Below are 24,476 nucleotides of genomic sequence, written 5' to 3' on the forward strand. Positions count from 1 at the left end.
GCATGAATGCAGGAATTACCATCCGTTAGAATTAATTAAACCAATCTGTTTAATCGGATTAACTTGAGAAAATTCTATCACCTGCATCGTTCATGGTCAATCGTGTTTCAATCGAGTTTTTCTATTCATGCATCAAAGAGTTCTATAAGACTGCGGCAAATGCTTGCTCAGGTGCAGCAGCGTGCGTGACAGCTCGCTCTGCTCGCCCTTGAGTGTCAGTAGATGCGTTCGCAAGCTCTGCAGACCGAGTGACGGCACGGCTACCGGAATGATGTGCCCCTCCTCCGCTTCCCTGGCTGCACACAGCTCTGGCAGGAAGCCGATGCCCATCCCTGATATGATCAGCTTTTTGGCCGTCTCCAGATTATCCAGCTCGTACTGGATATGCGGACGATGATCCAGTGTCTCGAAGATACGATGCAGTCTCATCCAATCGAGCGAACCGCACTCGAAAAAGATCAGCGGCTCGCCTCCGATCTCCTCCATCGCCACCTCGCTGCGGCGGGCAAATGGATGGTCCTTGTATACATAGAGGCTGATCTTGTCTTCGTAGAACAACAAGGAATCGAGAAAGGGATGGCTGATATTGCGCACGAAGCCCACATCCACCTCCTTCTCCTGCAGAAGCTTCGTGATGGTCTCGCTGGAGGCGGTCACAAGCTTGATCCGCAGGAGTGGGTGGGTTTGGCGCAGCTTCGACAGCAGCGCGGGGAGCAGGTAGCTGGCAGCCGATACTGAGCACCCGATACGCAGCTCATGCCATGTCTGCTGATACTTTAACTGCTGCTTACCTTTCTTGTAGGACTGCAGGATCTGCTGGGCATACGGCAGGAACTGCTTGCCCTTCTCCGTCAGCGTGAACTGCTTGCCGAGCCGGTCGAACAGCTTCACATCCAGCTCCCGCTCCAATGACTGGATGCGCGCACTAACAGAAGGCTGAGACAGGAACAATGCCTCTGCTGCTTTGTTGAAGCTATTGAAATGAATGACATGGACAAAGGCCTCAATGTTCTCAATATTCATGCTGGCTCATCCTCTCTTATAAGAAAATGTTTCATATTATTACTTTTCACATATAAATAGTTGGTTTTGAGACAATACGGTGTGCCTCTCCCCTGGCAAACAGCGCGAGCCTCTAATATTTCATCATCATATGCGATAGGACAGATAACCGTCAACTGCAACTTATCCATACGGTAGAGCGATCAGGGCAGGGGCTTCACGCTCTTGTGGTACGGGCAAGTCAGCTTGCCCGTACACAAGAGTTCCCCATTGCCCTGCTCCATTGCCCTGCTCTCCATCTTCCGCCCCTCTCATGTGCGTCTCCGTTCCACCACACGCAGCAAGCGGCGGCGGTTGTAGCGCTGTATAGCAATGAACGGCAGGTTCGCTGCGAGTGCATAGCCCACCATGAGCCAGCCGCTTGGAGCGCTGTTCCACAGGAAAAATAATGGCGATGGCAGCATAGCTAGCCAATGTGTCAGCTCGCCGCGCCGCGTCTCTGCCGCAAAGCGAAGCAGCGCCTCGCGGCTGTAGCCGTAGAGGCGCTGCTTCGAGAGACCGCCAGGAAACAGATCGCCCAGCTCAGGCACGCGATCCTTCCAACTTCGAATGCGCAGTGCCCGCTCATAGAATTGTTCTTCACGAGCCCCTCTCGCTAGCCGTGATCGACGCGCCGGGCATAGGCCCCATTCTGTCTGCACGCCTAGCGCGACAGGTGCAGCGGTTGCCTGCGCATCCCCGTATGGCTCTCGCCGCTCCATAGCTGCGTCCGCGGCGGTTGGCCGCAGCGCCGGCCACTTCTGACACTGCTGGCCTGAGTGCGGCTGCGGCCAGGCAGAGCGTTGTGCGGCAGAGCTTGACGTACCAGTCCGTCTGCCCGTCGAAGCCGAAGTCGCCCGGTCGAACCAGCGGTGCGGCATACGGGAGCAGCCATATGCGGTTCCCAGATGCACAGCCAGCCAGGCCACCGCATTCATGGCTATCGTCCATGCAGGGGAGCCCATTATCGCCTCTTCCCCCCGCCGACATCCTTGCCAGTATCCAGGCTGCGCCCCTTCCAGCTCACAGTGCCACGGGCAAAGGTCTGATAAGCGGACACCACAAAGACGTAGAGGAAGACGAGCAGCGCAGCCGGGAAGTACAGACCTGCCATCCCGAAGTTGCCTGCATAACGCAGCAGCATGATCAGTTGCACCGCATAGGCAACGTAGAATCCGGCAGCCAGCCATACGGCGCCAGGAGGCGTCTCTGCCAGCGTGAACCACTGGGTCACAGCGGACACCGCTCCCGCCACCCAGATGCTGATTGCCAGCAGGCGGAGCGGCGGGGTCGCCTTGGCGCCTGCAGCGAAGCTCTTGCTCCAACCGCTGATGAGCGCTCCGAGTCCGCCGGGGTACATGCGGAAGGCTGCTATCCCTCGCCCGAGCAGGTTCGTTAGCGGCAGCTTATCCTGCTGGAAGACGGAGCCGAGCTGATGATTCTCCAGCAGCTCGCCTCTCACTGCCCGGTGTCCCCCCGTCTCCATATACATCTCACGACTGCACATGACGCATGGGCCAAATGCTCCGGTCGGCTGCTGGCTGCTGCCCACCGCGAACAGCACGATCAGGTTGAAGAAGGCCGATAATCGTTCATAGGGGCGCCTCATCCAGTGATACGGCTGCATGGACAGCAATCCGCCACGCTCCTGGAAGGCTAGAGCAAGTCGTTCCAGTCCATCGGCCTCCATAACGATGTCGGCATCGAGAAAGATAAGCACCTCACCCGCTGCGATCTGGGCCCCCTGCCAGCAGGCCCAGCTTTTGCCCGTCCAGCCTGGAGGAAGCAGCCCGGAGGACACCACCTTCACCCCCTGGGCGGCTGCGATGGCTGCCGTCGCATCCGTTGATCCGTCATCGACTACGATCACCTCTAACGGGCGCACGGATTGCTTCGCGAGCGATGCAAGCAATGTCCCGATGTTCGCTTCCTCGTCCCGCGCCGGGATAATAACCGACATCGCCGGCAAATGTCCACCGTTCAAGCCTCCATTCGCATATATTCGCTCCTCCAGACGGATCGGCACGCGCTCCGACGGCTTCAGCCTCCGCAGCGATAATAGCAGCAGCCATCCGCATATCCAGCCCGCCACAATCCAACAAGTTGTTATGAGCATTTCGCTCCCTCCTCTCCCTATTGCCTGACAGTTCCCTTTGTTAGCATTGTACACCGACTTGACCGTGTTCAAACAGTCCTACTATTCTTTTGACCAAGTTTAAATTGTCTCTTCTCCGGTAATAGATAGAGTAACACGGAGATGTCTAGAATTGCACGGAAGAAGCCTGAGGCTGGTTACATCCACTGGCACAGCCGCGGAGGTCTTCTATTTTCTATTATGAGAGGAGTATAACTATGAACAAGCAAGCTATTGTCATCGGCGGAGGACTCGGTGGCTTGGCCGCCGCGATTCGTCTGGCCGCGGACGGGAACCGCGTCACCGTACTTGAGAAAAATGAGCGAGCAGGCGGCAAGCTGAATATTCGCTCGGGCATGGGCTATACGTTTGATACAGGTCCTTCTATCTTGACCATGCCCTGGGTATTGGAGCAGTTATTCGCCAGCGCGGGCAGACGGCTCTCTGATTATATGACGCTGCGGCGGGTCGAACCACAGTGGCGAACCTTCTATGAGGACGGTACAACCATCGATGTGACTGCGGATCTGCCTCGCATGCTGGAGCAGCTCTCCGCCGTCTCGCCAGAGGATGCGAGCCGCTTCATGGATTACCTGAATTATTGCCAGCAGATGTATGAGCTGTGCACCAAGAGCTTCTATAGCAAGAGCCTGACAGGGCTGCAGGATCTGCGAAGCCTGCACAGTCTGAAGGAGCTGCTCGCCATGGACCCGATGCGCACGATGCATCAGGGAACGGAGCGCTTCCTTAAGGACAGCAAGCTCAAGCAACTGTTCGACTTTTTCATCATGTATATTGGCTCCTCTCCCTACGCCGCGCCGGCCGTGCTCTCGCAGTTGGTTCATGTACAGCTCGGACTGGGCATCTACTATGTCGAGGGCGGCATGTACAATATTGCCCGAGGCATGCTGCGGCTGCTGGAGGAGCTTGGCGTTGAGGTGCGAACCTCTGCCCCCGTGGCGGCTATCAACAGCCGTGGCAAGTGGGCAACAGGCGTGACGCTGGAGGATGGCACCGTCATGGGCGCCGATCTCGTCGTCTCCAATCTGGAGGCCATTCCGACACATCATTCATTACTGAAACATCATTCCCAGTCCGCCCAAACCGCTAAGAAGCTTGGCAAATACGCTCCCGCTGTGTCCGGGCTGGTGCTCCTGTTAGGTGTAGATCGAACCTATCCACAGTTGCAGCATCACAACTTTCTATTCTCCCAGGACCCGGAGCGCGAATTCCATCAGATCTTCGATCTCAAGATGCCGGCTGATGACCCGACCGTATATATAGGCGTCTCCAGCATCAACGACCGGACTCAGGCCCCTGAAGGCAGACAGAACCTGTTCGTCCTGACCCATGTACCGCCGCTGGCGGAGGGACAGAGCTGGGAGGACAGGACGGAGCGCTATCGCGAGGTTGTCCTGACGAAGCTGGAGAGGATGGGACTCTCCGGGCTGCGCAGCCATATCGAATTTGAATACCGCTTCACACCTGACGATCTTCGTGAACTATATGGCGCCAATGGCGGCTCCATCTATGGGGTGGTCACTGATCGCAAGCTGAATGGCGGCTTCAAAATTCCTAGCCAAAGCGAGCTGCTGCACAATCTGTATTTTGTCGGCGGCTCCACCCATCCCGGGGGCGGTGTGCCGATGGTCACGCTGTCCGCGCAACTGACCGCGGATCTGATCAAGCAACAGCAAGGGAAGCCCGCAAGCGGACTCGGCTGAACGGAATGCGCCCAGATGTCCGTTTATCGAACGACAACCAAGGGAGCGCACTCCGATGAGCACGCTCCCTTGGTCATTTATATCTTATTCTCGAGCATCCGCTGTGCCTTCCAGCGCCCCGAGCAATAGCTCAGCATAGGCCTTCGCCCCTGTAGGCTTCAGATGGACGCCATCCTTCTCGAAATATTCCTCATGATCCTGACTGGCCGTATACCAATCAGCGATCGTCACCTTGCTGTAGCCCGCGGCGACCTGACTGATCGTTTCGTTCACCTCATCCTGCCATTTGCGAGGGACACGCACCGTCACCAGCACAATTTGCTTCGCGTCCGGCAAGGAGTCGATCAAATCAGACAGCTTCTTCTCCGAGAAGGGGCCGTTGGTGCCAAGCTGAATCACAACCTTCTCCTTCAGCTTGCGCTGGGACTTGAGTTGCTCCAGCAGCTCCCCTGCATCCTTCATCTGACGACCGATCTTGCCATCAACCGTCACACCTGGCAGTTGCTTCTCCAGCACCGAGCTGATATTAAGCATGATAGAGTCGCCAACTGCTGTGACCTGGTCACCTGCAAGATCAGTCGGCGGATCAGGCAGAGAAGGCTTGGCACCAGGTACCTGAGGTCGGCTTCCCTGCTGAAGCCCAGCATTGAAAGCCGGACGCCACTGCGTTCCCTCCGTCTGGCTACCTACCCGCTGCACGATACCAGCCGCCATGACAGATGCGATGCCAGTACCTGCGGGCATCTGTGTCCCTGCATTGGTATGCTGGGCATCCTTCCCTGCGTTCCCTCCGTCTTTGTCTGGCTTGCTGGTGCTGGTATCACCGGGATGTCCTGCCAAGGCGGCTCCCGTGCCTGAGAACACTGGAGCGACCGCAGCATAATAGGAAGACGGCTCAGAGCCGATGCAGGATACCGTCAGTACCACCAACAGCGTTAAGGTGCCGAGCAAGGTCGCTGAGCGCAGCACCGGTCGGAATGCTGTCGAGCCTTGAGGCGCTTGAGCAGCCGGCTTGCGGAAGAGACCTCCGCGCCGAATCGGCTCCTCAATATAGCGATACGATAATGCGGCAAGCACCAGCGTTGCCCCTATCTGCAGAGCAGCAAGAGAGTAATCTGTTCCCCCTGACGAGTACGCCGGGGAAGTCAGTACAATGATCGGATAATGCCAGAGATAAATCCCGTAAGACCGGACGCCCAGCCACTTGAGCGGCCCCGCACCTAGCACCCGCCCCAATATAGTCGCCGGATGTGCGGCTGCTGCGATCAGCATCGCCGAAGCGACGGAGAGCAGCACCATGCCGCCGCGGAACAGAAAATCGCCATACTCGCTCGTTTGCCATACCATGATTACAATAATCGCCATGCCCACGGCACCGACCGTCTCCAACAGTCGATAGGGCATCGTGGGCAATGACTCGCTCATCCGGCTGCTAGGCCAGATTAATGCAAGGGCCGAGCCGATGAGCAGGCCAAAGATACGGGTATCTGTTCCATAGTAGACACGGCTAGGGTCGACGCCGGGAACATACAGCAGCGCCATCGCTGTTATCGATACCAGCGCCAGCAACAGCACCTGCAGCAGCAATACTCCACGGCGGGGCGAACGGCGCAGCGCTACAAGCAAGAGCAGCGGGGCAACCAGATAGAATTGCTCCTCCACCGCCAGCGACCAGAGATGGCCGAGCGGAGACGGAGGCCCGAAGCTTTCGAAATACGATACTTCGTGAAAGATAAGCCACCAGTTATTGACATAGAGCAGCGAGGATAACATATCTCCTCTAATCGTTATGAGCCGTTCAGGGTCGAACAGCAACAGCCAGCCGCCAACACCAATCAGCATCACGAGCATTGCAGGGAGAAGCCTGCGGAATCGCCTGATCCAGAAATCCTTCAGGTCGATTCGCCGGTTCTGCTGCCAGCCCGATATGAGCTGATCTGTAATCAAATAGCCAGATAATACAAAAAACACTCCAACTCCCAGCAGTCCGCCTGGAGCCCACCCCAAGTTGAGATGGTAGGCGATCACCGCCAGCACAGCTAGCGCCCGTATGCCATCCAGACCTGCCATATACCGGCGCGCTTGCAATGGTTTAGACATATCGATGCCCTCCCCTTGCGCCAGGTCCAATCATCCCTCGTTTCATAATGTACGTTGCCGCTGCGGCTTGTGCGGCCAGCCTGAATGATGTCATGCTGCTCATGTCTGTCTGCCCTTTCCTGTATTAAATTCTCGGTAGCTCCCTGCCTCCGGTGTTATACTTAATAGACGTTGCTGTTTATACAAAAGTTCAACATTTTATGAGCATAAATATAATATTATGACTCCATCTTACTCGCACCATGGGACAGGCTTGTCGTATCCTGTCCGGCACTCCCCGTTCAGCCGCGCCCCACCACAGAAAAGACGCAGGCCCTCCCGATAGCGGAGAGTCTGCGCCTTTCCAGAACCTTGTTCCCAAGCTGTGCGAACCCACAGCTTACGAATCTACAATATCGGCTGTCTTAATGATAGGTTCGTCCCTTCCAACTGTAGCCACTCCCGCGCACGGCCGCACGCCACGATTCGAAGCCGATGACAACCATCGCCGCCGCACACAGGGGCATTAGCACTGACAGCCAGACCGGCTGCCCGCACCAATGATTCACCCGTGCCTTCAGTACGATGCCTAATAGACATAGCCCCACAGCCGGAGCAAGCAGCTCCGGCTGCAAGGCTGCCCACGGCAGCATCATCCAAGGAAATACGTACAACATCATATACATGCACAATACGAGTCCCAGCAGGGTGGCACTGCGCCCCACCCCGTCATACATATTCTTCTTATAGCCATTCCACACCTCGGAAGCATTGCGGTACATACGCATCGATACTTCGCTTCCGATCTGCATCAGCTCCAGCGGTTCTCCGATCTGCTTGACCGCGCGAGCCAGTGACATATCGTCAACCATACTGTCCTTGAATGCCTCATGTCCTCCCAGCTTGAAGTAGGTATCACGCTGTATGAGCATGAAGCCTCCATGAGCCGCCGCAAACCGCGGATCTCTCGAACGCCGCACCAGACGGATCGGCAGATGGCAAGCAATAACGAACAGCATCATCGGCACCACCAGCTTCTCCAGCCACGTTTCGGTCACCTGCCGCGCAAAGCCGGTCAGCAGCCCGCGCTGCTGTCTGGCAGCAGCACGGGCTGCCCGCGCAAGCGCATGAGGGGCGAGCCGCGCATCCGCATCCAGATACAGCCACCACTCTCCTGTCGCCTGCTGTGCCAATTGATGGCAGGCATAGGATTTCCCCAGCCAGCCCGGAGGCAGCTCCGCACCTTCAATCATGCGCACTCTGTTATCGCGCGTGCTTCTCTTGCCGATCTCCTCGGCCGTGCTGTCTGTAGAACGATCATTCAACACCAGCACCTCAAGGAACGGATAGTCGTTGGCCAGAACAGCATCAAGACACGCTCCGATGTTCACTTCCTCATTGCGTGCCGGAATCAACACAGATAGCTGCACTGGCAGCTCCTCAGCCTGCCCCTCGCTGCCGTCCCGGCTGCCTAGACGAGACAGCCTGGGCATTTGCGGCAAATTCCAGAGAACGAACACGAGCTGCAGGCACAGTATACCGAGCAATATCCATAACAGCGTAACCATAGCACTGTCTCCCCGCGCAGTTCGTTTACCCATATGTATTCTACCGGATCTACGATTCCGTGATCGTTACTTACTACAATGCCTATCCATTATAGGTCGGCATCTCCAAGCTGTCAAAGCTCTGCTCGCCCGCATCCATACCCTCGCTCAGCGGCGAGAGAGCTATGTGTTCAGAGGTTCATTAAATTCAGGATGCTGCCAGCCAACGCTCGATGCGCTCCAATGCCACCGCAATCGCCGCATCAAGCGCAGCCGTCGTCCCCTGAAAGGGATGCTTCCCGCCAAAGGTGTGGTCGCCCCCTTCGATGATCACCCGCTCCAGCGAGCGGTTGCGCTCTGCCAGCAGCTCCGAGCCGCGAACGAGACGCTCGAAGTCCTGCTCCCCTTGGATGAGCAATGCCGGTACAGACAGCTCAATGATTCGACTCACCATGTCGTATCGTTCCCGATACAACAACAAATCGTCTGCGATCACTCGTTCCAGCGGCATCTGCTGACCAGTACGGGCATTGTGGATCATCGCCACGCCCTGCTCTCGCATGGTCTGCAGCTCCTTCTCCCCGAACATATCCTCGAACCGCACCGTCCCATTCCAGGTGATGACGCCAGCTACCGCTTCCGGGTGATCCAGCGCCCAGACGAGCGCTTCGCCGCCACCGCGGCTGTGGCCGAGCAGAATCACTTGCTGCGACGCAGGGGCTCTGCCGCCATCGATAGGCAGCGTCCCGCTGCGCAGACGATCAAGGAGACTGCCCAGATCTTCCAGATCCCCGGAGATGGTCTGTCTCCCGAACTTGGACAATTCATCAAACTCCGTCAGTGAAGCTCCCACACCGGCGCGTGACATATTGAACCGGATCACATCCGCCGATTGGGCCAGCCGCTGGGCGACATAAGGAAACATCCCCCAATCCTTGAAGCCTTTGAAGCCGTGCAGCAGCACGACCGTGCCTCGCGGCTCTTGGGCTGCGGCATAGTGGATAGTGCCGCGAATGATGCGCTCCTCGCGATCCGCTGATTCCAGCGTATACTGAAAGGACCTCTCGTTCATCACCGTCTCCTCCATTCCCTCTCGTCATCCAAGCAAGCCTCTGCCAGGCGGCTTGGGCTGCACTGATCGCCTGACAGGCCACATCCAGGCTAGAACAAGGCTACAGCCGGAACGACTCTCCAGGCTGCACGAACAAGCCATCCAGTCCATTCTCCGCCAACTTGTCCACGAACTGCCGACCGTCCTGCTTCACGAGATCGAACGTATTGTAATGCACCGGCACTGTCAGCTTCGCACGGAGCCAACCCGCCGCTATCATCGCATCTTCAGGCCCCATCGTATAATTGTCCCCGATCGGCAGGAACGCAAGATCAATGCTGTTCAGCTCGCCATACATCTTCATATCACTGAATAGCGCTGTATCCCCAGCATGATAGATCGTCTTGCCCTCGATCGTCAGTAGAAGTCCGCTCGCCATGCCCATATACATAATCTGCTTCTCCTGCGGCAGCGTAATGCCAGAGCTATGGAAGGCTTGCGTCAGCTTCACCTTGCCGAATTCGAATTCACGCGCTCCTCCCAGATTCATCCCGTGCGTGCGCAAGCCCTGGAAGCTAAAATAGTTCGCCAGCTCGACCATCGACACGATCGTTGCATCATTGTTTCTGGCGATGAGCGCGGCATCACCAATATGGTCCTCATGCGCATGAGTAAGCAAAATGTGCTTCACCCGAATATCGTCCGCACTTACTGTCGCCAGCGGATTATGGGTGATGAACGGATCAATAATAATCGATTGGTCGCCTGAGGTAATCTGAATACAGGAATGTCCGTGATAGATAATGTCCAACGCTACTACCTCCTATATGAACAGTTGTATACGGGGAGCTCTCAAGCCCACACAGCGGGCAGCTTAACACCCGCCCCGCTATTCCCATTTTATACTAACTGCTCCAAGGACACAAACCGCTTGACTAGCTATCTTGCATCCTGGCGCACGAGCGTCCATTTATATAGTAGCTATCCTGCTCATATACCTTAAATGCGATCTCGACCTCCTGAATTCCTGCTTCGGTCAGATGGCTCGCAATACATCGGGCCAGTTGATCCCGAACCTCTCGGCCACGCTCGAACCATGCTACCTCTACAAATGGAAACACTACACTTACACCATCAGCACCTACCGCTGTAAGCTGCAGGCAATCGATGGTGAAGTTATCTGTCCCGCATTCGCATAGCTGAGCCATATCTTCGAGCAGTGCCGCGCTCACCTGTGCGATGACTGACGCCTCTACTCCTCTTACTGTTAATTGGGGCATCGATATATCCTCCTTAGCGATTCGATCGGAGCCCTATAGCCTCACGCCGCCAACAAACAGCTACGTGCTTATGGGAAGCCTCAGGCACGCAGGCGTAGGCTTACCAGCTACAGGACAGCGCACTTCTTACTCGTCCGCCTCCGCATAATGCGCCGCGCAGAAGGCTTCCAACTCGGCCAGCTCCTCGTCCTCCAGCTCGAACTCCAGGTATCGGTTCGTTGTGCGCTCGTACAGCTCATGCTTCACCACGCTGCCGCCCCCTTCGTCCACCCTGTAGATGGCCTTCACATAGACGCCGTGCGGCGAGTACAGCTCGTCCTCCTCGTCCAGCTCCAGATCCAATATAAATTCATAACGCCGGCCATCCAATATACCGAACGGGTCTTTGACATACTCCACTTGAAATTCAATAATATTCACGCGCCATCCTCACTTTCTGTCCTCTTCGCCTGCCACCTTGTTTATCGCAGCAACAGGTTCGTGAATTGGATTGTAGCATTACCTTGCTCAACATGCCAGAGAATCTTGCGCTTTAGCGCACAATTTTTTTGATGCAAAGCGCTGTGCTTTATGCTACGATACGATTTGGCCTATTTTGATAACGAAAGAAGATGATCCAACATGAAAGCTGCCAAGACAGCTCCAGTGCGCGCCAACGATCAGCAACCAGGCAAGGAGCTGCACTTGTTCTCCCTGACGTGGCCTATTTTTTTCGAAATATTTCTGTTTATGCTCATGGGTATCGTCGACACGCTCATGCTTAGCGAAATTTCTGACAATGCTGTGTCCGGAGTCGGGGCAGCGAATCAGTTTCTTCACATTTCCATTCTGATCCTGGAGGTAATAGGCAATGGGGCATCCATTGTTGTCGCCCAGTATATCGGGTCACGCAAATTTATGGAGGCTTCGCGCATCTCGGCGCTCGCTGTGACCATGAACCTGATCGTCGGTCTGGCGATCAGCGGAGTCTTTATTGCGATGGGGCACCGCATGCTGGAAACGATGAATCTGCGGGGCGAGATACTGGAATTCGCCAAGAGCTATCTCGTCATCGTCGGTGGCGCGATCTTCCTGCAAGCCATCATTAACTCGCTGGCCGCCATCATCCGTGTACACGGCTATACCAAAGAAGCGATGTATGTATCGCTCGGGATGAACATCATCCATATCGTCGGCAACTATGCGTTGATCTTCGGCAAGCTGGGCATGCCTCAGCTTGGGGTGGAAGGCGCTGCAATCTCCTCGGTCGCCAGCCGGGCGCTAGCCATCGTGGTCTTTTTCTGGCTGCTGTATCGAATTATGGCGGTTCGTATAGAATGGCAATATTACTTCGCTCTGTCCAAAAGCTATATCGCCAAAATCTTGAAGATTGGCATCCCGTCTGCACTCGAGCAGGTGATGTACCATTCCTGTCAGATGGTGTTTTTGTTCTACGCCACCTTCCTGGGGGAAGCCTCCATGGCAGCCAGACAATACGCGGGGAATATCTCGATGTTCATCTACCTGTTCGCCTTCGCGATCGGCATGGGCACCTCCATTATCGTCGGTCGCATGGTCGGCGCCGGACGCCCGGACGCGGCCTACATCCGGGTATGGAAAAGCGCGCGCTCTGCGAGCATTGCTACATTGGTCATGATCGCTATCATTATCACCTTCCGCGTGCAGCTCATGTCGATCTTCACCGATGATCCGGAGATTATTCGCCTCGGCGCCCAAGTACTGCTACTCAGCATCGTGCTGGAGACCGGGAGAACAATCAACATCATTATCGTTAATTCGTTGCGCGCCTCGGGAGACGCCAAGTTCCCGCTATGGGTCGGCATGTTCACCATGGTCGGCATGAGTGTCCCGCTCGGCTACGTGCTTGTGTTCCAGCTTGACATGGGGCTGGCCGGTATCTGGCTGGCGATCGCAGCCGATGAGTGGATGCGCGCATTTATTATGTCATACCGCTGGCGCAGCCGCTCCTGGGAGAAGCACGCGCTAGTCAAGCCTGATGCGGCAGATCAGCCGCCTGTGCCTGCCCACTGATCCTGTACGTTCATTAACAGAGCCTTCAACCCATGCCACCATGGCATCGTTGAAGGCTCTGTTCGTATGTTCGTACTAGCAAGCAGGCTCCCCTGCTCATCGGAGCAAGGAAGCCTGAGAGAAGCATTACGAATAGCGCTTGGCTGGTCGCCGGGTTGTATAATGTGTGTAGATCCCGATGCAGACAGCCAGCCAGAAGCCACTGGCGAGAATGCCGCCGATGATGTCGCTGGGATAGTGAACGCCCAGATAGATGCGGCTAATCCCCATCGTGCAGATGATCAGCGTAGTTACTGCCAACAATAGCACACGCCCCCACTTCGCAGGAATATGCTTCCACAGCAGATAAGCGAGAATGCCATATAGGCTGAAGGCCGCCATCGCATGTCCGCTCGGAAAGCTATACCCGCTCTCCTCAACGATCCGGTAGATCGTAGGCCGCTCGCGTACAAAAGCGTTCTTGAGCGCCACATTCAGCAGCGCCGAACCGCCTGCCGCAAACACAAACAGGATCAGCTCCTTGCGATGCCGCAGCAGCAAGCCTAGCAATAGCATGGCTGTAACCGAGATCAGCATGACCGGCCTGGTGGAGCCGATCACAGCTAGCGCTTCCATGAAGCGCGTCAGCTCAGGCTTCTCCCAGCCCTGGATGACATGGATGATGGCAAGGTCAAAGGAGTGAATGGCATCTCTGCCGACCATATAGGCAAGCCACCCAAAAGCAACAGCGCACAGAAGACTTAACAACAATGCGCCCGATAATCGGGCTCCGAGCTTCATAATTCGAATATACTCCTATCTGGCAACGAGATTTCAGCTTGAACAGGCAAACCGATGCGTATCATGACCTGATCGATAGGGCAAGCACCAGACGCGGGGAAGGCTGCAACTAAGGGTCGGGGCCGCCAGAAGGTGGAGGCCTGTACCGTTAGCATTACATGCAGCTTTGACGCTTGATGGCACCCAGAGAGGCATCGGGTGGAGCCGATGCCTACTTCATGGATGGAACGAGATGCCCGGCACTGGAGAGCAGCTCCGAGACGGTAACAAACTCATAGCCCTGCTTGCGCAGAGCGGGCAATATGACCTCAAGCGCCTGAATCGTCTGGCTCTTGCCGCTTACATAGTCATGTAGCAATATAATATCGCCATTACGCACGTTGTTCAAGACTTTTTTTACAATAAATTGCACTCCTGGGCGAGACCAATCCTTCGTATCCTGATGCCACGACCACATAATCGTCTGAAGCCCCTGCTTTCGGGCATGACGCAGCACGGCATCATTAAACATGCCGCCAGGAGGACGGAACAGCTTCGGCCCTTTGCCGGTAATATCGCGTATGACCTGCTGCGTCTTTGTTATTTCGTTATCGATCTTCTCGGCAGAGGATCTTCGATCAAAAAAATGATGGGTGTAGGTATGATTGGCGATCTCATGGCCTTCCTCCATTTCTCGCTTCAATAAATCGGGGTGCTTGCTTGCCTTACTGCCAATGACAAAGAAAGTAGCCTTCACCTGAAAGCTAGCCAGCATATCTAGAATTTTAGGGGTATCCTCCGGGTCAGGTCCATCATCAAATGTAAGCGCCAGCAGTTTCTTCTCTCCCGGCACCTCCCATATGACTTCCCCGCGCGCCTCATAATAAGCTCTGCCGCCCTTGGGCGCGGCGCTCAGCTCTGCCGAACATGGCCAGACCAACATTAGACCTAGCAGGATAAGCTTCAATGCTCTCATTACTGCACCTCTCCATCAGAAACGAGGAGCCGCCTACTGCGGCTAGCCAGCTCCTCTGTTCTTATGATCAATAATACAGCGTCCAGGCCATGCTATACGATGCTGCAACAATTTTACGCTATGCCGCCCTAGAACCCTTTGTATTGCGGCTCCTCATTTTCAAGCTGCTGTACCCTTGCAGATACTTGGTCTACGATTTGCTGCGTCTGCTCGGCAGCATTCGTGAACAAGGTTTTCGCTTCCTGGTTTTGAGTAGCTAGAGCGAACTGCTCCAGGCTAGCTTGCGCACTCTTTAATGAAGCGACACATGTTTTGACTTGACTTGCAACGGTCATCTTCGTCCCTCTTTCCATTTATATTTTTGCCTTACCATACGGCGACCCTGATAGCCTTCCCTTAATCTGTAACTAGCAAAACAGGAAATTTCATGCACATTCGCCCTCCGTAATTTATTCATAATTTGAACCTATGGTGGAATAATGACTGCATATGAGCGATGGCGGATGCCGCCTGTGACATCGCCCAATAGGTGGCGTTACAAACAACTGTTAAGAGGTGATCCACATGCAGAAGAGCAAGCTCAAGAAGCTAACTCCGCTCCAGCAGGAATACAACCAGATGGCGCTGGCAAGGCAGCCTAAGAGGAAGACGGCGCGCAATTGCCTGCGTGCCTTTCTATGCGGCGGTCTAATCTGTGTGCTCGGACAAGCCATTCAGAATGCATTTGTATACTGGGGAGGAATGGATGAAACAAAGGCAGGCAATCCGACAGTCGCTGTCATGATTATGCTATCGGTCATTCTAACCAGCCTCGGCCTATACGATAAGCTGGGACAGTGGGCCGGAGCCGGGTCTGCGGTGCCAGTCACTGGCTTTGCCAATTCGATGACATCGGCTGCGATCGAGCATCGCAGCGAGGGGCTGGTGCTGGGTACAGGCGCCAACATGTTTGAGCTTGCCGGTTCTGTCATTGTATTTGGTACGGTGGCAGCTTTCATTGTGGGCAATGTGCATATGCTCATTGATCTTGCCAGAGGAGGTGGATGATTCATGCTGGAAGGGCATCAAACCTGGGTATTTCGCAACCGACCGATTCTGTCTTCCTCGGCTGCCGTTGTCGGCCCCTTCGAGGGACGAGGCCCGCTTGCAGATGACTTCGACCTGATTCACGGCAACTCACTGCTTAATCAGGAGAGCTGGGAAAAGGCGGAAAAGGTGTTGTTTGAGGATGCTGCGAAGGTAGCCATAGAACAATCAGGGCTGCTCAAGGAGAACATCGATTTTTTCATAGGTGGCGACCTGATGAACCAGATCACAAGCACCAGCTATGCTGCGCGCACCTTCGGGGTGCCCTATCTTGGCGTGTTCGGCGCCTGCTCCACCTCGATGGAGAGCCTTGCGCTTGCTGCCTATCTGATCAATTCCCGCGGGGCCAAGCATGTGCTGGCAGGCACCTGCAGCCACAACTCCACTGCAGAGAAACAGTTTCGCTATCCGACCGAGTACGGCTCACAGAAGCCTCCTTATGCCCAATACACCGTAACCGGTGCAGGAGCGGCAGTTGTATCCAATCAGGGTAAGGGGCCGGTGATCGCTGCCGCCACCATAGGACGGGTCATCGATATGGGGATTAAGGACCCATTCAACATGGGAGCTGCGATGGCTCCGGCGGCGGTCGATACCATTACTGCGCATTTCCGAGATTTGAGGATTGGACCGGACGCGTATGATATGATCGTTACCGGAGACTTGGCCAAGGTAGGTCACACGCTGGCTTGTGACTTATTCGAGAAGCACAACATCCCGATTCATCTGACCAACTTCCAGGATTGTGGCATGATGATCTACGATTACAATCAGCAGATGGTGCAATCCGGGGGAAGCGGTTGTGGCTGCTGCGCAGTCGTCACCTATGGGCATCTTATGAAACGTATGCGCAAGGGCGAGATCAAGCGTCTGCTCGTGGTGGCCACCGGAGCGCTCATGTCTCCCCTCGCCCTGCAGCAAGGCGAGAGCATCCCGGGAATTGCCCATGCAGTTGCGATTCATTATGATGACGAAACGATGCAGGGGGGCTAATCATGCCGATGTGGCTGTCCATCGTTATCCGTTCCTTAACCGCGCTCACGGTATTGTTTATCATGACACGACTGCTTGGCAAGAAGCAGATTTCGCAGCTTTCCTTTTTTGAATATGTACTCGGAATTACACTTGGAGAGCTAGCCGGCTTTATCTCGACCGATGTGGAGGCTCACTTTATCCATGGCTTTATCGCAATGCTCGTCTGGTTCAGCGTACCATTCGGAGCCGAGCTGCTCACGATGAAGAGCACCTTGCTGCGCCACTGGTTTGAGGGTAAGGGACGAGTCATTATTAAAGGAGGCAAGGTGCTTGAGGATAATCTCAAGAAGGAGCGCCTGACGGCAGATGAGCTGCTGGAGCAGCTCCGAGGCAAAAATGTATTCAACATGGCGGATGTGGAATTCGCTGTACTGGAAACAAACGGTGAGCTGAGTGTCCTGCTCAAGCCCGACAAGCAGCCGCTGACTCCAAGTCAGCTTGGCGTGAAGATGATCAAAGAAGAGGAGCCTCAGACCGTCATCATCGACGGCAACTACATGGATGAGCCACTAGCCACGCTCGGACTGAGCCGAGGTTGGCTGAATACGGAGCTTGAGAAGATCGGCTTGACGGTAGAGAATGTATTTATCGGACAGGTCGATGCTTATCAGCAATTGTATGTCGATGTCTATGATGATAAATTGCAAGTCCCCGCTCCGCAGAGCAAAGCGCTGCTGCTCGCCAATCTGAAGAAGCTGCAGGCTGACCTGGAACTGTTCGCCCTGGCGACCAAGGATCGCGCATCCAAACAGATGTATGGGCGCAATGCCGAGCAACTGGAACGGTTGATCGCGCAGTTGAAGCCCGCTCTGCAGAGCGGTTGAAGTCGCCTGAACACCCCATTGTCCTCCCACAGACAGTGGGGTTTCTGCTTGCATTTCACCTTCGGGGCATGCATAATTACGTTTATTTGCATGGCAAGTTTCAGACAAAGGAGAAATGAACGAAAATGAAAACATGGTTTCAATTCAAGTGGTGGAAGCTGCTCCTGGCAGCCCTCCTCATCCTCGGTATCGCAGCGGCTATGTATCTAAGGCCTTATGCACCTGACCAGGCCGCACAGACAGCTATGAATGGGACGGCTTCCGTGCAGGTCGCTACATCCGGGGATTGGATACAATTCGAGCCGCTCCGCCCCCTGTCAGATCATCCAGACATCATCTTATATCCAGGTGCCCTGGTCAAGCCGGAGAGCTACGCTCCCCTTGCATTACGACTGGCGGAAGCAGGCTACCGCACCTACATCGCCAAAATGCCGCTCAATCTGGCGATCCTGGGCGAGGGGCGGGCAAATGAGAGGATACCGTCCGAACCGCAGCGGAGCTACGTCATCGGCGGTCACTCCCTCGGCGGTGTGATGGCTTCACGCTTTGCCGCAGCCCATCCGCAGCAGCTTGCCGGCGTCTTCTATCTGGCCTCGTACCCCGACGCCAAGGGCAGCCTGGCTGCTACAGCCATTCCCGTGCTATCCATCACCGCCGCTAATGATGGTCTCCTGAATCATGAGGCCTATGAGACCAGCAAGCAATATTTGCCTGCCACTGCTCTCTACGAGAGGATCGAGGGTGGCAATCATGGGCAATTCGGCAGCTATGGCGTGCAAAAAGGCGATCTGCCGGCGACCATCTCCCCTGAGCAGCAATTGGAGGAAACAGCCGCCAAGCTGATCGCCTGGCTGGACAATCTGGGTCAGCACTAATTCATGACTTGTCTTCGCCTACCGTTCGAATATCCCCCGTAGCCTGTGGAATTATATGCAGCCGTTCGAATACGGAACGGCTGCCTGCTCCTACAGGAGACTGAGCGACGATGCCAACCATCACTTCCTCCGGGACGTCCATACCGAAGTAACGAACCAGTCTCCACTCTACGCCGTCCAACGAATAGTGAAAGGCGAAGGTGTTGCCTGACCTTGCTGCACGTAGATACGGACTGCCGATCTCCAATCTCCCGGCCACACTGTCATCCGAGGTTCCGCGTGTTACTACGCTCACGATAGAAGGATGATCAGGGAACAGCTCATAACAGAGCTTCGCCCAATTGCGACGATCCGCCATGATCATCAGGCAGCCGGAATCATAAATCTCCTGCATCTCGACCTTCACCTGCGTGATCACCGTAAAATCTCCGCGCACCTTGGCATATAGGAACGGGGCCGCATCCTTATAGACGGCTCCGCCAGGATCAACAAAAAAATCCCCGCCAGCCGGAGCAGCTACATGGAGCGCCCCCTTCTCAAACTGCCATTGCTCTGGCTCATTGAGCCAGCTTAGCTCAGGATGAAGTGTTCTCCCGGAGCATTGATCAAAATAATTCATCCTTGGCTCCTCCTCCACTTGATTCGCTTCTAACCGCCGAACGGCACAGATGCTGTACCCTTCACGCCCACCTTTACCCGGAACAAAGCGCCGGAGAGCGGATACTCATGAAGCACCTCGTCGCTTAACCCGACTCTTGCCGTTGTTATATAGAGCTCATCCATCTCAGCCCCGCCAAAGCAGCACGAGGTCACGAGCGGAGCAGGCAGCTTGATTTCCTCCAATGTCTCCCCTGTCGCCGGGTTCATGCGGGCCACCTTGTAGCCGCCCCAGTGGGCGATCCATAGCATGCCTTCACTGTCAATGCTCATCCCATCTGGCGAGCCCGCCTCCTGCGGGATCTCCAGGATCGTTCGGCGTCCGCCAATCTCCCCTTTCTCCAGATCATAATCATAAGCGGCTACACATCTGGCATTGGAGTCAATATAATAGAAATGCTTATTGTCCAAGCTCCATGCCAACCCGTTAGAGGTGCCGATTTCCGTTTCCATCCGCCTTGCACTTCCATCCGCATTGAAGCGGTATAGCGATCCTTGGCGCTCCAGTCCACGCAGGGACATCGTACCTGCCCACAATCTGCCGTTCGCATCGCATTTTCCGTCATTGAACCGATTATCTGTCCGCTCCCGCTCGGTATCGTTCCACTCCGTCCACTCGCCGCTTACTGTATCATATAGATACAAGCCCTGCTCCATAGCGGCAAGGAAACCTCCGCTGCTGCGCGGCACCACCGCTCCGATTCGTTGCCCGGCTTCATGTGTCCGCAGTGTGTTATCAGCAACATCGTACTCATAGAAACGCTGCCCCTCAATATCTACCCAATATAAATACCCGTTGCGCGTATCCCATACAGGCCCTTCCCCCAATATTGCTCGAACATCTGTAAGCACTTCCCAATTGCTCATTTGTATCAACCGCCCAGCTTATTAAGGATTAGCAATCCGCTCTGGCAGCAGCCTGCGCTGCAATCATGACACGGCCATCCGATTGCCTTCATACACCATGTTCGGCAGCTTCATCCAAAAATCCTGCCCACACTGTGATATTGCAGCATGGAATAGATCCATGCCGTCTATAAAGTCACAAATTCGCAATCTTTTCGTTACAAATTGTCGAACAATTGATGAAATGATTGTTACGAACCATCCACAAGCTTTGAAATCTGTTATCTTTATTCTAAGCGCACTTGACTGCGACCACAGTTACGTTTCAAACCCGGTAATAAAGATGTCAATTGGGGGGGAATATGACGGCGTAATCGGCTGCCAGGGGGGCATTAAGCATCACTGTGCCGAAAAGAGTATGTGATTAAAATCACATATTACAATACCCGCACATGTTACCATGGTGAAACGAACCATACGTTTAAGGAGATGAGAATGTTGAAAATGTCCCGGTTGGCCAAACGACTTTTGACTGCAGCGCCTCTTGTGGCAATGACTGTGCTGTTATCGGCCTGCGGTGATCAGTACCTGGTGCTTGACCCTAAGGGACCCATCGGTCAGGGCCAAAAAGATCTAATCATTATTACCACGATCCTCTGCGCGATTATTATCGTGCCCGTCATGATTCTAGCCGGTGTCATTGTATGGCGTTATCGCGACAAGCCTGGACGCACAAGCCCGTATAAGCCCAAATGGTCTCATGACAGTCGTCTTGAAGCGATATGGTGGGCCATCCCGATTATTATTATTGCCATCCTGGGCGTGGTTACAGTTCGCTATACCTATGCCCTGGAGCCAACCAAGCCGATTGAGTCGACAGAGAAGGAAGTAAGAATTCAAGTCACCTCGCTCGATTGGAAATGGCTGTTCTTCTATCCTGAGGAGGGCATTGCTACAGTCAACTATATCAAGTTCCCAGAGAGTGTGCCGGTTCGCTTCGAGTTGACCTCCGATGCGCCGATGAACTCCTTCTGGATTCCGCAGCTCGGTGGTCAGATTTATACGATGTCGGGGATGGCAATGCTTATCCATCTGCAAGCTGACGAGCCAGGTAAATATTTCGGCAGCGGCGCTAACTTTAGCGGCAAGGACTTCGCGCAGATGAGATTTGTAGCCGAAGCCACATCCAAGGAGCAATATGAGGCATGGATTCAGGAAGTGAAGGCCTCAGGTAATGCCCTTACAGAGGAAGGCTATGACCAACTGCAAAAGCCTGGTATTGTCGAGAAAGAGCAATTCTATTCTTCCTTCCCAGAAGGACTGTTTGACCGGATCGTGACAAAGTATATTCCAGAAGGCAGCACGGGCGGACATCACCATATTAAGCAATCCGGCAACGAGTCTAGCAGTGATGCGGATGAGGAGCAATCGATGCAGCATGAGCATGCTGCTCATCTATCCAAGGAAGCGGCTAACACCGGCCAATAGGGCATGATTTAGAACGGAGGAGAAGTCCACTATGTGGGAAAATATCAAGACATTCGCGTCTGAATTTTTCGTCACTGGCGATCCGCTCATCTACGGCGCTGATGTCGCCATTGCGCTGACGCTTGTGGCAATAGTATTTACACTCACCTATTTCAAGAAATGGGTGTGGCTATGGAAAGAATGGATCACAACTGTCGACCATAAGAAGATCGGCATCATGTATATTATCTGCTCGATCCTGATGCTGTTCCGCGGCGGGGTTGACGCCCTGCTGATGCGCCTGCAGCTCGCAGCTCCGAATATGGAGTTTCTGAATGCGGATCACTATAACCAAGTATTTACGACACACGGCGTTATCATGATTCTCTTCATGGCGATGCCGCTGATGTTCGGCCTGTTCAACGTTATTGTGCCACTGCAGATCGGCGCACGCGATGTCGCGTTCCCTTTCCTGAACTCGTTAAGCTTCTGGCTGTTCTTCTGGGGCGCGATGCTATTCAACCTGTCGTTCGTTATCGGCGGTTCTCCAGATGCGGGCTGGCTCGCTTATCCACCGCTCTCTGGCAAACAGTTTAACCCGGGCGTCGGGCAGGACTTCTATATCTGGGGGATACAGATTTCCGGTATCGGTAGCTTAATGACGGGTATCAACTTCCTGGTGACGATCCTCAAGATGCGTGCGCCAGGCATGAAGCTGCTGCGCATACCGATGTTCAGTTGGTCTGTACTGGCAAGCTGTCTGACCATTATGCTGGCGTTCCCGATTCTGACGGTCACGATGTTCCTGCTGTTTATCGACCGTTTTGCCGGCGGCCATTTCTTCACACTGGATGGCGGCGGCAACCCGATGATGTATATTAACTTAATCTGGATGTGGGGACACCCTGAGGTCTACATTGTCGTACTCCCTGCGTTCGGGATCTTCTCCGAGATTTTCGCAACCTTCTCGCGGAAGAAGCTGTTCGGTTATACTTCCATGGTGCTGGCGATGATGTCGATCTCGGTCTTCTCATTCTTCACCTGGGCGCACCACTTCTTCACGATGGGGTCGGGCGCTAACGTCAACGCCTTCTTTGCGGTCACGACGATGTTGATTGCGATTCCTACAGGGGTCAAGATCTTCAACTGGCTGTTTACGATGTTCCGAGGCAAGATTACCTTCGAGACGCCAATGATGTGGGCGATCTCCTTTATACCTTGTTTTATTATCGGAGGCATGACGGGCGTAATGCTGTCCGTCGCTCCAGCAGACTTCCAGTTCCATAACAGCTATTTCCTGATCGCGCACTTCCATCAGGTGCTGATTGGCGGTGTTGTGTTCGGCTTCTTCGCAGGCCTGTACTACTGGTGGCCAAAAATGTTCGGCTTCAAATTGAACGAGCGTCTGGGCAAATGGGCGTTCTGGTTCTGGAATATCGGTTTCTATGTCTGCTTTATGCCACAATACGCGCTTGGTCTGATGGGCATGACACGCCGCGTCAACGAGTACGACTGGAGCCAGGGCTGGGATCTGGGCTGGACGCCGCTGAACATGGTGTCCACGGTCGGTGCATTCCTGATGGGCGTCGGCTTCATCTTCCAGGTATGGCAGATTGCATACAGCATCAAAAATCAGGATCGCGCCAATGCTGCCGATCCGTGGAACGGTCGCACGCTGGAATGGTCTCTCCCATCCCCTGCGCCAGCTTATAACTTTGCTGTCGTGCCACAAATCAAGGAAGTGGATTCCTGGTGGGAGGAGAAAGAACGCCGCAGAGCGGGTCAGAAGCCAACGGATAACGGGCCAATCGAGCCGATTCATATGCCAGATTCGTCAGGCATTCCGTTCATTCAGTCGTTCTGCTGGTTTATTGCAGGCTTCGGCTTTGTATGGGATTGGATGTTCCTGGTTATACCAGGGCTGCTGGGTATAGCGATCACGATGATGGTCCGTTCCTTCCAGAAGGACGATGGCTACTATATTCCAGTTGATGAGATTAAGAAAACTGAGGCTTCGGTAAGGGGGGCAGGCTGATGGCACATCATGCAGCTGCACACGCTGCTCACCATCATTCTCATGAGGAAGAGCATGAGTCGCTAAAAACAACTGGCTTTTGGATGTTTCTGATTACAGACGTTATCTTGTTCTCTGTACTGTTTGCAACCTATATTATACTCAAAGGCAACACCAACGGCGGGCCAGGCGCGGAAGAACTGTTCAAGATGCCGCTCGTTATCGCGGAAACGTTCGTCTTGCTGACGAGCAGCTTTACCTGCGGGCTTGCGTTGCTCGCGATGCACGCAGGCAAGGTAAAGCAAGTGATAATGTGGCTCATCGTCACCGCCCTGCTTGGACTTAGCTTTATTTCGATGGAAGTATATGAGTTTGTGCACCTGGTAAATGAAGGGGCAACGTTGCCTACCAGCGCCTTCCTGACCGCTTTCTTCATCTTGGTAGGAACGCATGGCTTCCACGTTACCATCGGCTTGTTCTGGATGAGTGGGCTTATCATTCAGGTGAAGAACAACGGCTTGACTGTGAAGATGAAGCGCAAGCTCAATAACATCAGCTTGTACTGGCACTTCCTGGATATTATCTGGATCTTCGTCTTCTCGATCGTTTACCTGTTGGGGGTGATGTAGATGGCTCATAGCAAAGCAACTCATCAGGGCTCACATGACCATCATGACGGAGCGCACGGTTCACTCAAGTCTTATGTGCTAGGCTTCGCGCTCTCGATCGTGTTGACCATTATTCCACTGGCTGTTGTGCTTGGCGGCTTGCTCACTGGCTCCGCTGCTGTCGCAGTTGTTCTGATCACCGCGATCCTGCAATTCGTCGTTCAGATGGTATTCTTCATGCACTTGAAGGATGAGAAGCAGCCGCGCTACAACCTGATGGCACTCCTGTTGGCGCTCGTCATCGTAATAACCGTCGTCGCCGGCTCGATCTGGATTATGATGTACAACGTTGTTGCTCATTGATTATAATACACACATAGAAGCAGCCCCTCCTAGTTTAGAGGGGCTGCTTCTATGTGTGTTATGGATGAGCAGAAACTGC

25 protein-coding genes are annotated in these 24,476 nt (G+C 54.4%); 10 read left to right on the forward strand and 15 right to left on the reverse strand.

What is annotated here, in order from left to right:
• Positions 1 to 132: 132 nt before the first annotated feature.
• The 4 genes from ACY1JZ_RS04230 to ACY1JZ_RS04245 all read right to left on the reverse strand — a co-directional run bounded on the left by ACY1JZ_RS04230 (position 133) and on the right by ACY1JZ_RS04245 (position 3,157).
• Complete coding sequence (locus tag ACY1JZ_RS04230; protein WP_462628201.1) at positions 133 to 1,023, reverse strand: LysR substrate-binding domain-containing protein; 891 nt, start codon at positions 1,021 to 1,023, stop codon at positions 133 to 135.
• Positions 1,024 to 1,185: 162 nt separating this feature from the next.
• Complete coding sequence (locus tag ACY1JZ_RS04235; protein ID WP_462628202.1) at positions 1,186 to 1,317, reverse strand: hypothetical protein; 132 nt, start codon at positions 1,315 to 1,317, stop codon at positions 1,186 to 1,188.
• Entirely contained in the window at positions 1,314 to 2,006 is a 693-nt protein-coding gene (locus ACY1JZ_RS04240) for a glycosyl-4,4'-diaponeurosporenoate acyltransferase CrtO family protein (RefSeq protein WP_462628203.1), read from the reverse strand. Before ACY1JZ_RS04240 ends, ACY1JZ_RS04235 begins: the two co-directional genes overlap by 4 nt.
• On the reverse strand, positions 2,006 to 3,157 hold the full coding sequence (locus tag ACY1JZ_RS04245) for a glycosyltransferase family 2 protein (protein WP_270170862.1): 1,152 nt from the start codon (positions 3,155 to 3,157) through the stop codon (positions 2,006 to 2,008). The genes ACY1JZ_RS04240 and ACY1JZ_RS04245 overlap by 1 nt, the downstream gene beginning before the upstream one ends.
• A gap of 236 nt (positions 3,158 to 3,393) precedes the next feature.
• Here ACY1JZ_RS04245 and ACY1JZ_RS04250 point away from each other — a divergent pair, with 236 nt between their 5' ends.
• Complete coding sequence (locus ACY1JZ_RS04250) at positions 3,394 to 4,899, forward strand: phytoene desaturase family protein (protein WP_270170861.1); 1,506 nt, start codon at positions 3,394 to 3,396, stop codon at positions 4,897 to 4,899.
• A gap of 84 nt (positions 4,900 to 4,983) precedes the next feature.
• Here ACY1JZ_RS04250 and ACY1JZ_RS04255 read toward each other — a convergent pair whose 3' ends face one another.
• The 6 genes from ACY1JZ_RS04255 to ACY1JZ_RS04280 all read right to left on the reverse strand — a co-directional run bounded on the left by ACY1JZ_RS04255 (position 4,984) and on the right by ACY1JZ_RS04280 (position 11,276).
• Positions 4,984 to 6,999 carry an acyltransferase family protein gene (locus ACY1JZ_RS04255; protein WP_462628204.1) on the reverse strand — a complete coding sequence of 672 codons (2,016 nt, stop codon included), beginning with the start codon at positions 6,997 to 6,999 and terminating at the stop codon, positions 4,984 to 4,986.
• Positions 7,000 to 7,403: 404 nt separating this feature from the next.
• Positions 7,404 to 8,546, reverse strand: coding sequence for a glycosyltransferase (locus ACY1JZ_RS04260; protein WP_462628205.1), 1,143 nt, complete (start codon positions 8,544 to 8,546; stop codon positions 7,404 to 7,406).
• A 187-nt stretch (positions 8,547 to 8,733) separates the two neighbouring features.
• The gene (locus ACY1JZ_RS04265; protein ID WP_462628206.1) at positions 8,734 to 9,597 is read right to left on the reverse strand and encodes an alpha/beta hydrolase family protein; all 864 of its coding nucleotides are present in this window, start codon (positions 9,595 to 9,597) and stop codon (positions 8,734 to 8,736) included.
• Between the two features lie 100 nt (positions 9,598 to 9,697).
• Positions 9,698 to 10,387: a metal-dependent hydrolase gene (locus ACY1JZ_RS04270; protein ID WP_462628208.1), complete on the reverse strand. Its 690-nt coding sequence runs from the start codon at positions 10,385 to 10,387 to the stop codon at positions 9,698 to 9,700.
• Between the two features lie 124 nt (positions 10,388 to 10,511).
• Positions 10,512 to 10,856, reverse strand: coding sequence for a DUF1904 family protein (locus ACY1JZ_RS04275; protein ID WP_462628209.1), 345 nt, complete (start codon positions 10,854 to 10,856; stop codon positions 10,512 to 10,514).
• Positions 10,857 to 10,982: 126 nt separating this feature from the next.
• Positions 10,983 to 11,276 carry a DUF6509 family protein gene (locus tag ACY1JZ_RS04280; protein ID WP_462628210.1) on the reverse strand — a complete coding sequence of 98 codons (294 nt, stop codon included), beginning with the start codon at positions 11,274 to 11,276 and terminating at the stop codon, positions 10,983 to 10,985.
• 201 nt (positions 11,277 to 11,477) lie between these two features.
• On the opposite strand from ACY1JZ_RS04280, the gene ACY1JZ_RS04285 reads away from it, so the two are divergent.
• Positions 11,478 to 12,887 carry an MATE family efflux transporter gene (locus ACY1JZ_RS04285; protein ID WP_462628211.1) on the forward strand — a complete coding sequence of 470 codons (1,410 nt, stop codon included), beginning with the start codon at positions 11,478 to 11,480 and terminating at the stop codon, positions 12,885 to 12,887.
• A gap of 126 nt (positions 12,888 to 13,013) precedes the next feature.
• On the opposite strand, the gene ACY1JZ_RS04290 is transcribed toward ACY1JZ_RS04285, so the two are convergent.
• From ACY1JZ_RS04290 to ACY1JZ_RS04300, 3 genes are all read right to left on the reverse strand, one after another.
• Entirely contained in the window at positions 13,014 to 13,667 is a 654-nt protein-coding gene (locus ACY1JZ_RS04290; protein WP_270170853.1) for a phosphatase PAP2 family protein, read from the reverse strand.
• Positions 13,668 to 13,878: 211 nt separating this feature from the next.
• On the reverse strand, positions 13,879 to 14,622 hold the full coding sequence (locus tag ACY1JZ_RS04295; protein WP_270170852.1) for a polysaccharide deacetylase family protein: 744 nt from the start codon (positions 14,620 to 14,622) through the stop codon (positions 13,879 to 13,881).
• Between the two features lie 128 nt (positions 14,623 to 14,750).
• On the reverse strand, positions 14,751 to 14,957 hold the full coding sequence (locus ACY1JZ_RS04300; protein ID WP_270170851.1) for a DUF1657 domain-containing protein: 207 nt from the start codon (positions 14,955 to 14,957) through the stop codon (positions 14,751 to 14,753).
• 229 nt (positions 14,958 to 15,186) lie between these two features.
• On the opposite strand from ACY1JZ_RS04300, the gene spoVAC reads away from it, so the two are divergent.
• The 4 genes from spoVAC to ACY1JZ_RS04320 all read left to right on the forward strand — a co-directional run bounded on the left by spoVAC (position 15,187) and on the right by ACY1JZ_RS04320 (position 18,442).
• The gene (gene spoVAC / locus ACY1JZ_RS04305) at positions 15,187 to 15,669 is read left to right on the forward strand and encodes a stage V sporulation protein AC (RefSeq protein ID WP_270170850.1); all 483 of its coding nucleotides are present in this window, start codon (positions 15,187 to 15,189) and stop codon (positions 15,667 to 15,669) included.
• Positions 15,670 to 15,672: 3 nt separating this feature from the next.
• A complete protein-coding gene (gene spoVAD / locus ACY1JZ_RS04310) occupies positions 15,673 to 16,701 on the forward strand; it encodes a stage V sporulation protein AD (protein WP_462628212.1) in 1,029 nt (342 codons plus the stop codon).
• 2 nt (positions 16,702 to 16,703) lie between these two features.
• Positions 16,704 to 17,567, forward strand: a complete 864-nt coding sequence (locus ACY1JZ_RS04315; RefSeq protein ID WP_462628213.1) for a DUF421 domain-containing protein — start codon at positions 16,704 to 16,706, stop codon at positions 17,565 to 17,567.
• A 125-nt stretch (positions 17,568 to 17,692) separates the two neighbouring features.
• Positions 17,693 to 18,442 carry an alpha/beta hydrolase gene (locus ACY1JZ_RS04320; protein WP_462628214.1) on the forward strand — a complete coding sequence of 250 codons (750 nt, stop codon included), beginning with the start codon at positions 17,693 to 17,695 and terminating at the stop codon, positions 18,440 to 18,442.
• Between the two features lies 1 nt (position 18,443).
• On the opposite strand, the gene ACY1JZ_RS04325 is transcribed toward ACY1JZ_RS04320, so the two are convergent.
• The gene (locus ACY1JZ_RS04325) at positions 18,444 to 19,061 is read right to left on the reverse strand and encodes a DUF1349 domain-containing protein (protein ID WP_462628215.1); all 618 of its coding nucleotides are present in this window, start codon (positions 19,059 to 19,061) and stop codon (positions 18,444 to 18,446) included.
• 29 nt (positions 19,062 to 19,090) lie between these two features.
• Positions 19,091 to 19,966: an SMP-30/gluconolactonase/LRE family protein gene (locus ACY1JZ_RS04330; RefSeq protein WP_270170845.1), complete on the reverse strand. Its 876-nt coding sequence runs from the start codon at positions 19,964 to 19,966 to the stop codon at positions 19,091 to 19,093.
• A gap of 483 nt (positions 19,967 to 20,449) precedes the next feature.
• Here ACY1JZ_RS04330 and ACY1JZ_RS04335 point away from each other — a divergent pair, with 483 nt between their 5' ends.
• The 4 genes from ACY1JZ_RS04335 to cyoD are packed head-to-tail and all read left to right on the forward strand — an operon-like array spanning position 20,450 to position 24,397.
• Positions 20,450 to 21,433, forward strand: coding sequence for a COX aromatic rich motif-containing protein (locus ACY1JZ_RS04335; protein ID WP_462628375.1), 984 nt, complete (start codon positions 20,450 to 20,452; stop codon positions 21,431 to 21,433).
• A gap of 31 nt (positions 21,434 to 21,464) precedes the next feature.
• The gene (locus ACY1JZ_RS04340) at positions 21,465 to 23,447 is read left to right on the forward strand and encodes a cbb3-type cytochrome c oxidase subunit I (RefSeq protein ID WP_462628216.1); all 1,983 of its coding nucleotides are present in this window, start codon (positions 21,465 to 21,467) and stop codon (positions 23,445 to 23,447) included.
• Positions 23,447 to 24,055 (forward strand): cytochrome o ubiquinol oxidase subunit III, encoded by a 609-nt coding sequence (cyoC, locus tag ACY1JZ_RS04345; protein WP_270170843.1) that lies wholly within the window; start codon positions 23,447 to 23,449, stop codon positions 24,053 to 24,055. Before ACY1JZ_RS04340 ends, cyoC begins: the two co-directional genes overlap by 1 nt.
• Entirely contained in the window at positions 24,056 to 24,397 is a 342-nt protein-coding gene (cyoD, locus tag ACY1JZ_RS04350) for a cytochrome o ubiquinol oxidase subunit IV (RefSeq protein WP_270170842.1), read from the forward strand.
• Positions 24,398 to 24,476 lie beyond the last annotated feature (79 nt).

The organism is Paenibacillus sp. J5, assembly GCF_054955055.1.

Bases quoted from the DNA above. Each gene is read 5' to 3' on its own strand.
- spoVAD (WP_462628212.1), top strand. From the start codon at position 15,673: ATGCTGGAAGGGCATCAAACCTGGGTATTTCGCAACCGACCGATTCTG.
- ACY1JZ_RS04235 (WP_462628202.1), bottom strand. From the start codon at position 1,317: ATGAGAGGGGCGGAAGATGGAGAGCAGGGCAATGGAGCAGGGCAATGG.
- ACY1JZ_RS04275 (WP_462628209.1), bottom strand. From the start codon at position 10,856: ATGCCCCAATTAACAGTAAGAGGAGTAGAGGCGTCAGTCATCGCACAG.
- ACY1JZ_RS04300 (WP_270170851.1), bottom strand. From the start codon at position 14,957: ATGACCGTTGCAAGTCAAGTCAAAACATGTGTCGCTTCATTAAAGAGT.
- ACY1JZ_RS04250 (WP_270170861.1), top strand. From the start codon at position 3,394: ATGAACAAGCAAGCTATTGTCATCGGCGGAGGACTCGGTGGCTTGGCC.
- ACY1JZ_RS04230 (WP_462628201.1), bottom strand. From the start codon at position 1,023: ATGAATATTGAGAACATTGAGGCCTTTGTCCATGTCATTCATTTCAAT.
- ACY1JZ_RS04245 (WP_270170862.1), bottom strand. From the start codon at position 3,157: ATGCTCATAACAACTTGTTGGATTGTGGCGGGCTGGATATGCGGATGG.
- ACY1JZ_RS04320 (WP_462628214.1), top strand. From the start codon at position 17,693: ATGAAAACATGGTTTCAATTCAAGTGGTGGAAGCTGCTCCTGGCAGCC.
- ACY1JZ_RS04260 (WP_462628205.1), bottom strand. From the start codon at position 8,546: ATGGTTACGCTGTTATGGATATTGCTCGGTATACTGTGCCTGCAGCTC.
- spoVAC (WP_270170850.1), top strand. From the start codon at position 15,187: ATGCAGAAGAGCAAGCTCAAGAAGCTAACTCCGCTCCAGCAGGAATAC.
- ACY1JZ_RS04330 (WP_270170845.1), bottom strand. From the start codon at position 19,966: ATGAGCAATTGGGAAGTGCTTACAGATGTTCGAGCAATATTGGGGGAA.
- ACY1JZ_RS04290 (WP_270170853.1), bottom strand. From the start codon at position 13,667: ATGAAGCTCGGAGCCCGATTATCGGGCGCATTGTTGTTAAGTCTTCTG.
- ACY1JZ_RS04295 (WP_270170852.1), bottom strand. From the start codon at position 14,622: ATGAGAGCATTGAAGCTTATCCTGCTAGGTCTAATGTTGGTCTGGCCA.
- ACY1JZ_RS04315 (WP_462628213.1), top strand. From the start codon at position 16,704: ATGCCGATGTGGCTGTCCATCGTTATCCGTTCCTTAACCGCGCTCACG.
- ACY1JZ_RS04325 (WP_462628215.1), bottom strand. From the start codon at position 19,061: ATGAATTATTTTGATCAATGCTCCGGGAGAACACTTCATCCTGAGCTA.
- ACY1JZ_RS04255 (WP_462628204.1), bottom strand. From the start codon at position 6,999: ATGTCTAAACCATTGCAAGCGCGCCGGTATATGGCAGGTCTGGATGGC.
- ACY1JZ_RS04240 (WP_462628203.1), bottom strand. From the start codon at position 2,006: ATGGGCTCCCCTGCATGGACGATAGCCATGAATGCGGTGGCCTGGCTG.
- ACY1JZ_RS04340 (WP_462628216.1), top strand. From the start codon at position 21,465: ATGTGGGAAAATATCAAGACATTCGCGTCTGAATTTTTCGTCACTGGC.
- cyoD (WP_270170842.1), top strand. From the start codon at position 24,056: ATGGCTCATAGCAAAGCAACTCATCAGGGCTCACATGACCATCATGAC.
- ACY1JZ_RS04265 (WP_462628206.1), bottom strand. From the start codon at position 9,597: ATGAACGAGAGGTCCTTTCAGTATACGCTGGAATCAGCGGATCGCGAG.
- cyoC (WP_270170843.1), top strand. From the start codon at position 23,447: ATGGCACATCATGCAGCTGCACACGCTGCTCACCATCATTCTCATGAG.
- ACY1JZ_RS04335 (WP_462628375.1), top strand. From the start codon at position 20,450: ATGTCCCGGTTGGCCAAACGACTTTTGACTGCAGCGCCTCTTGTGGCA.
- ACY1JZ_RS04285 (WP_462628211.1), top strand. From the start codon at position 11,478: ATGAAAGCTGCCAAGACAGCTCCAGTGCGCGCCAACGATCAGCAACCA.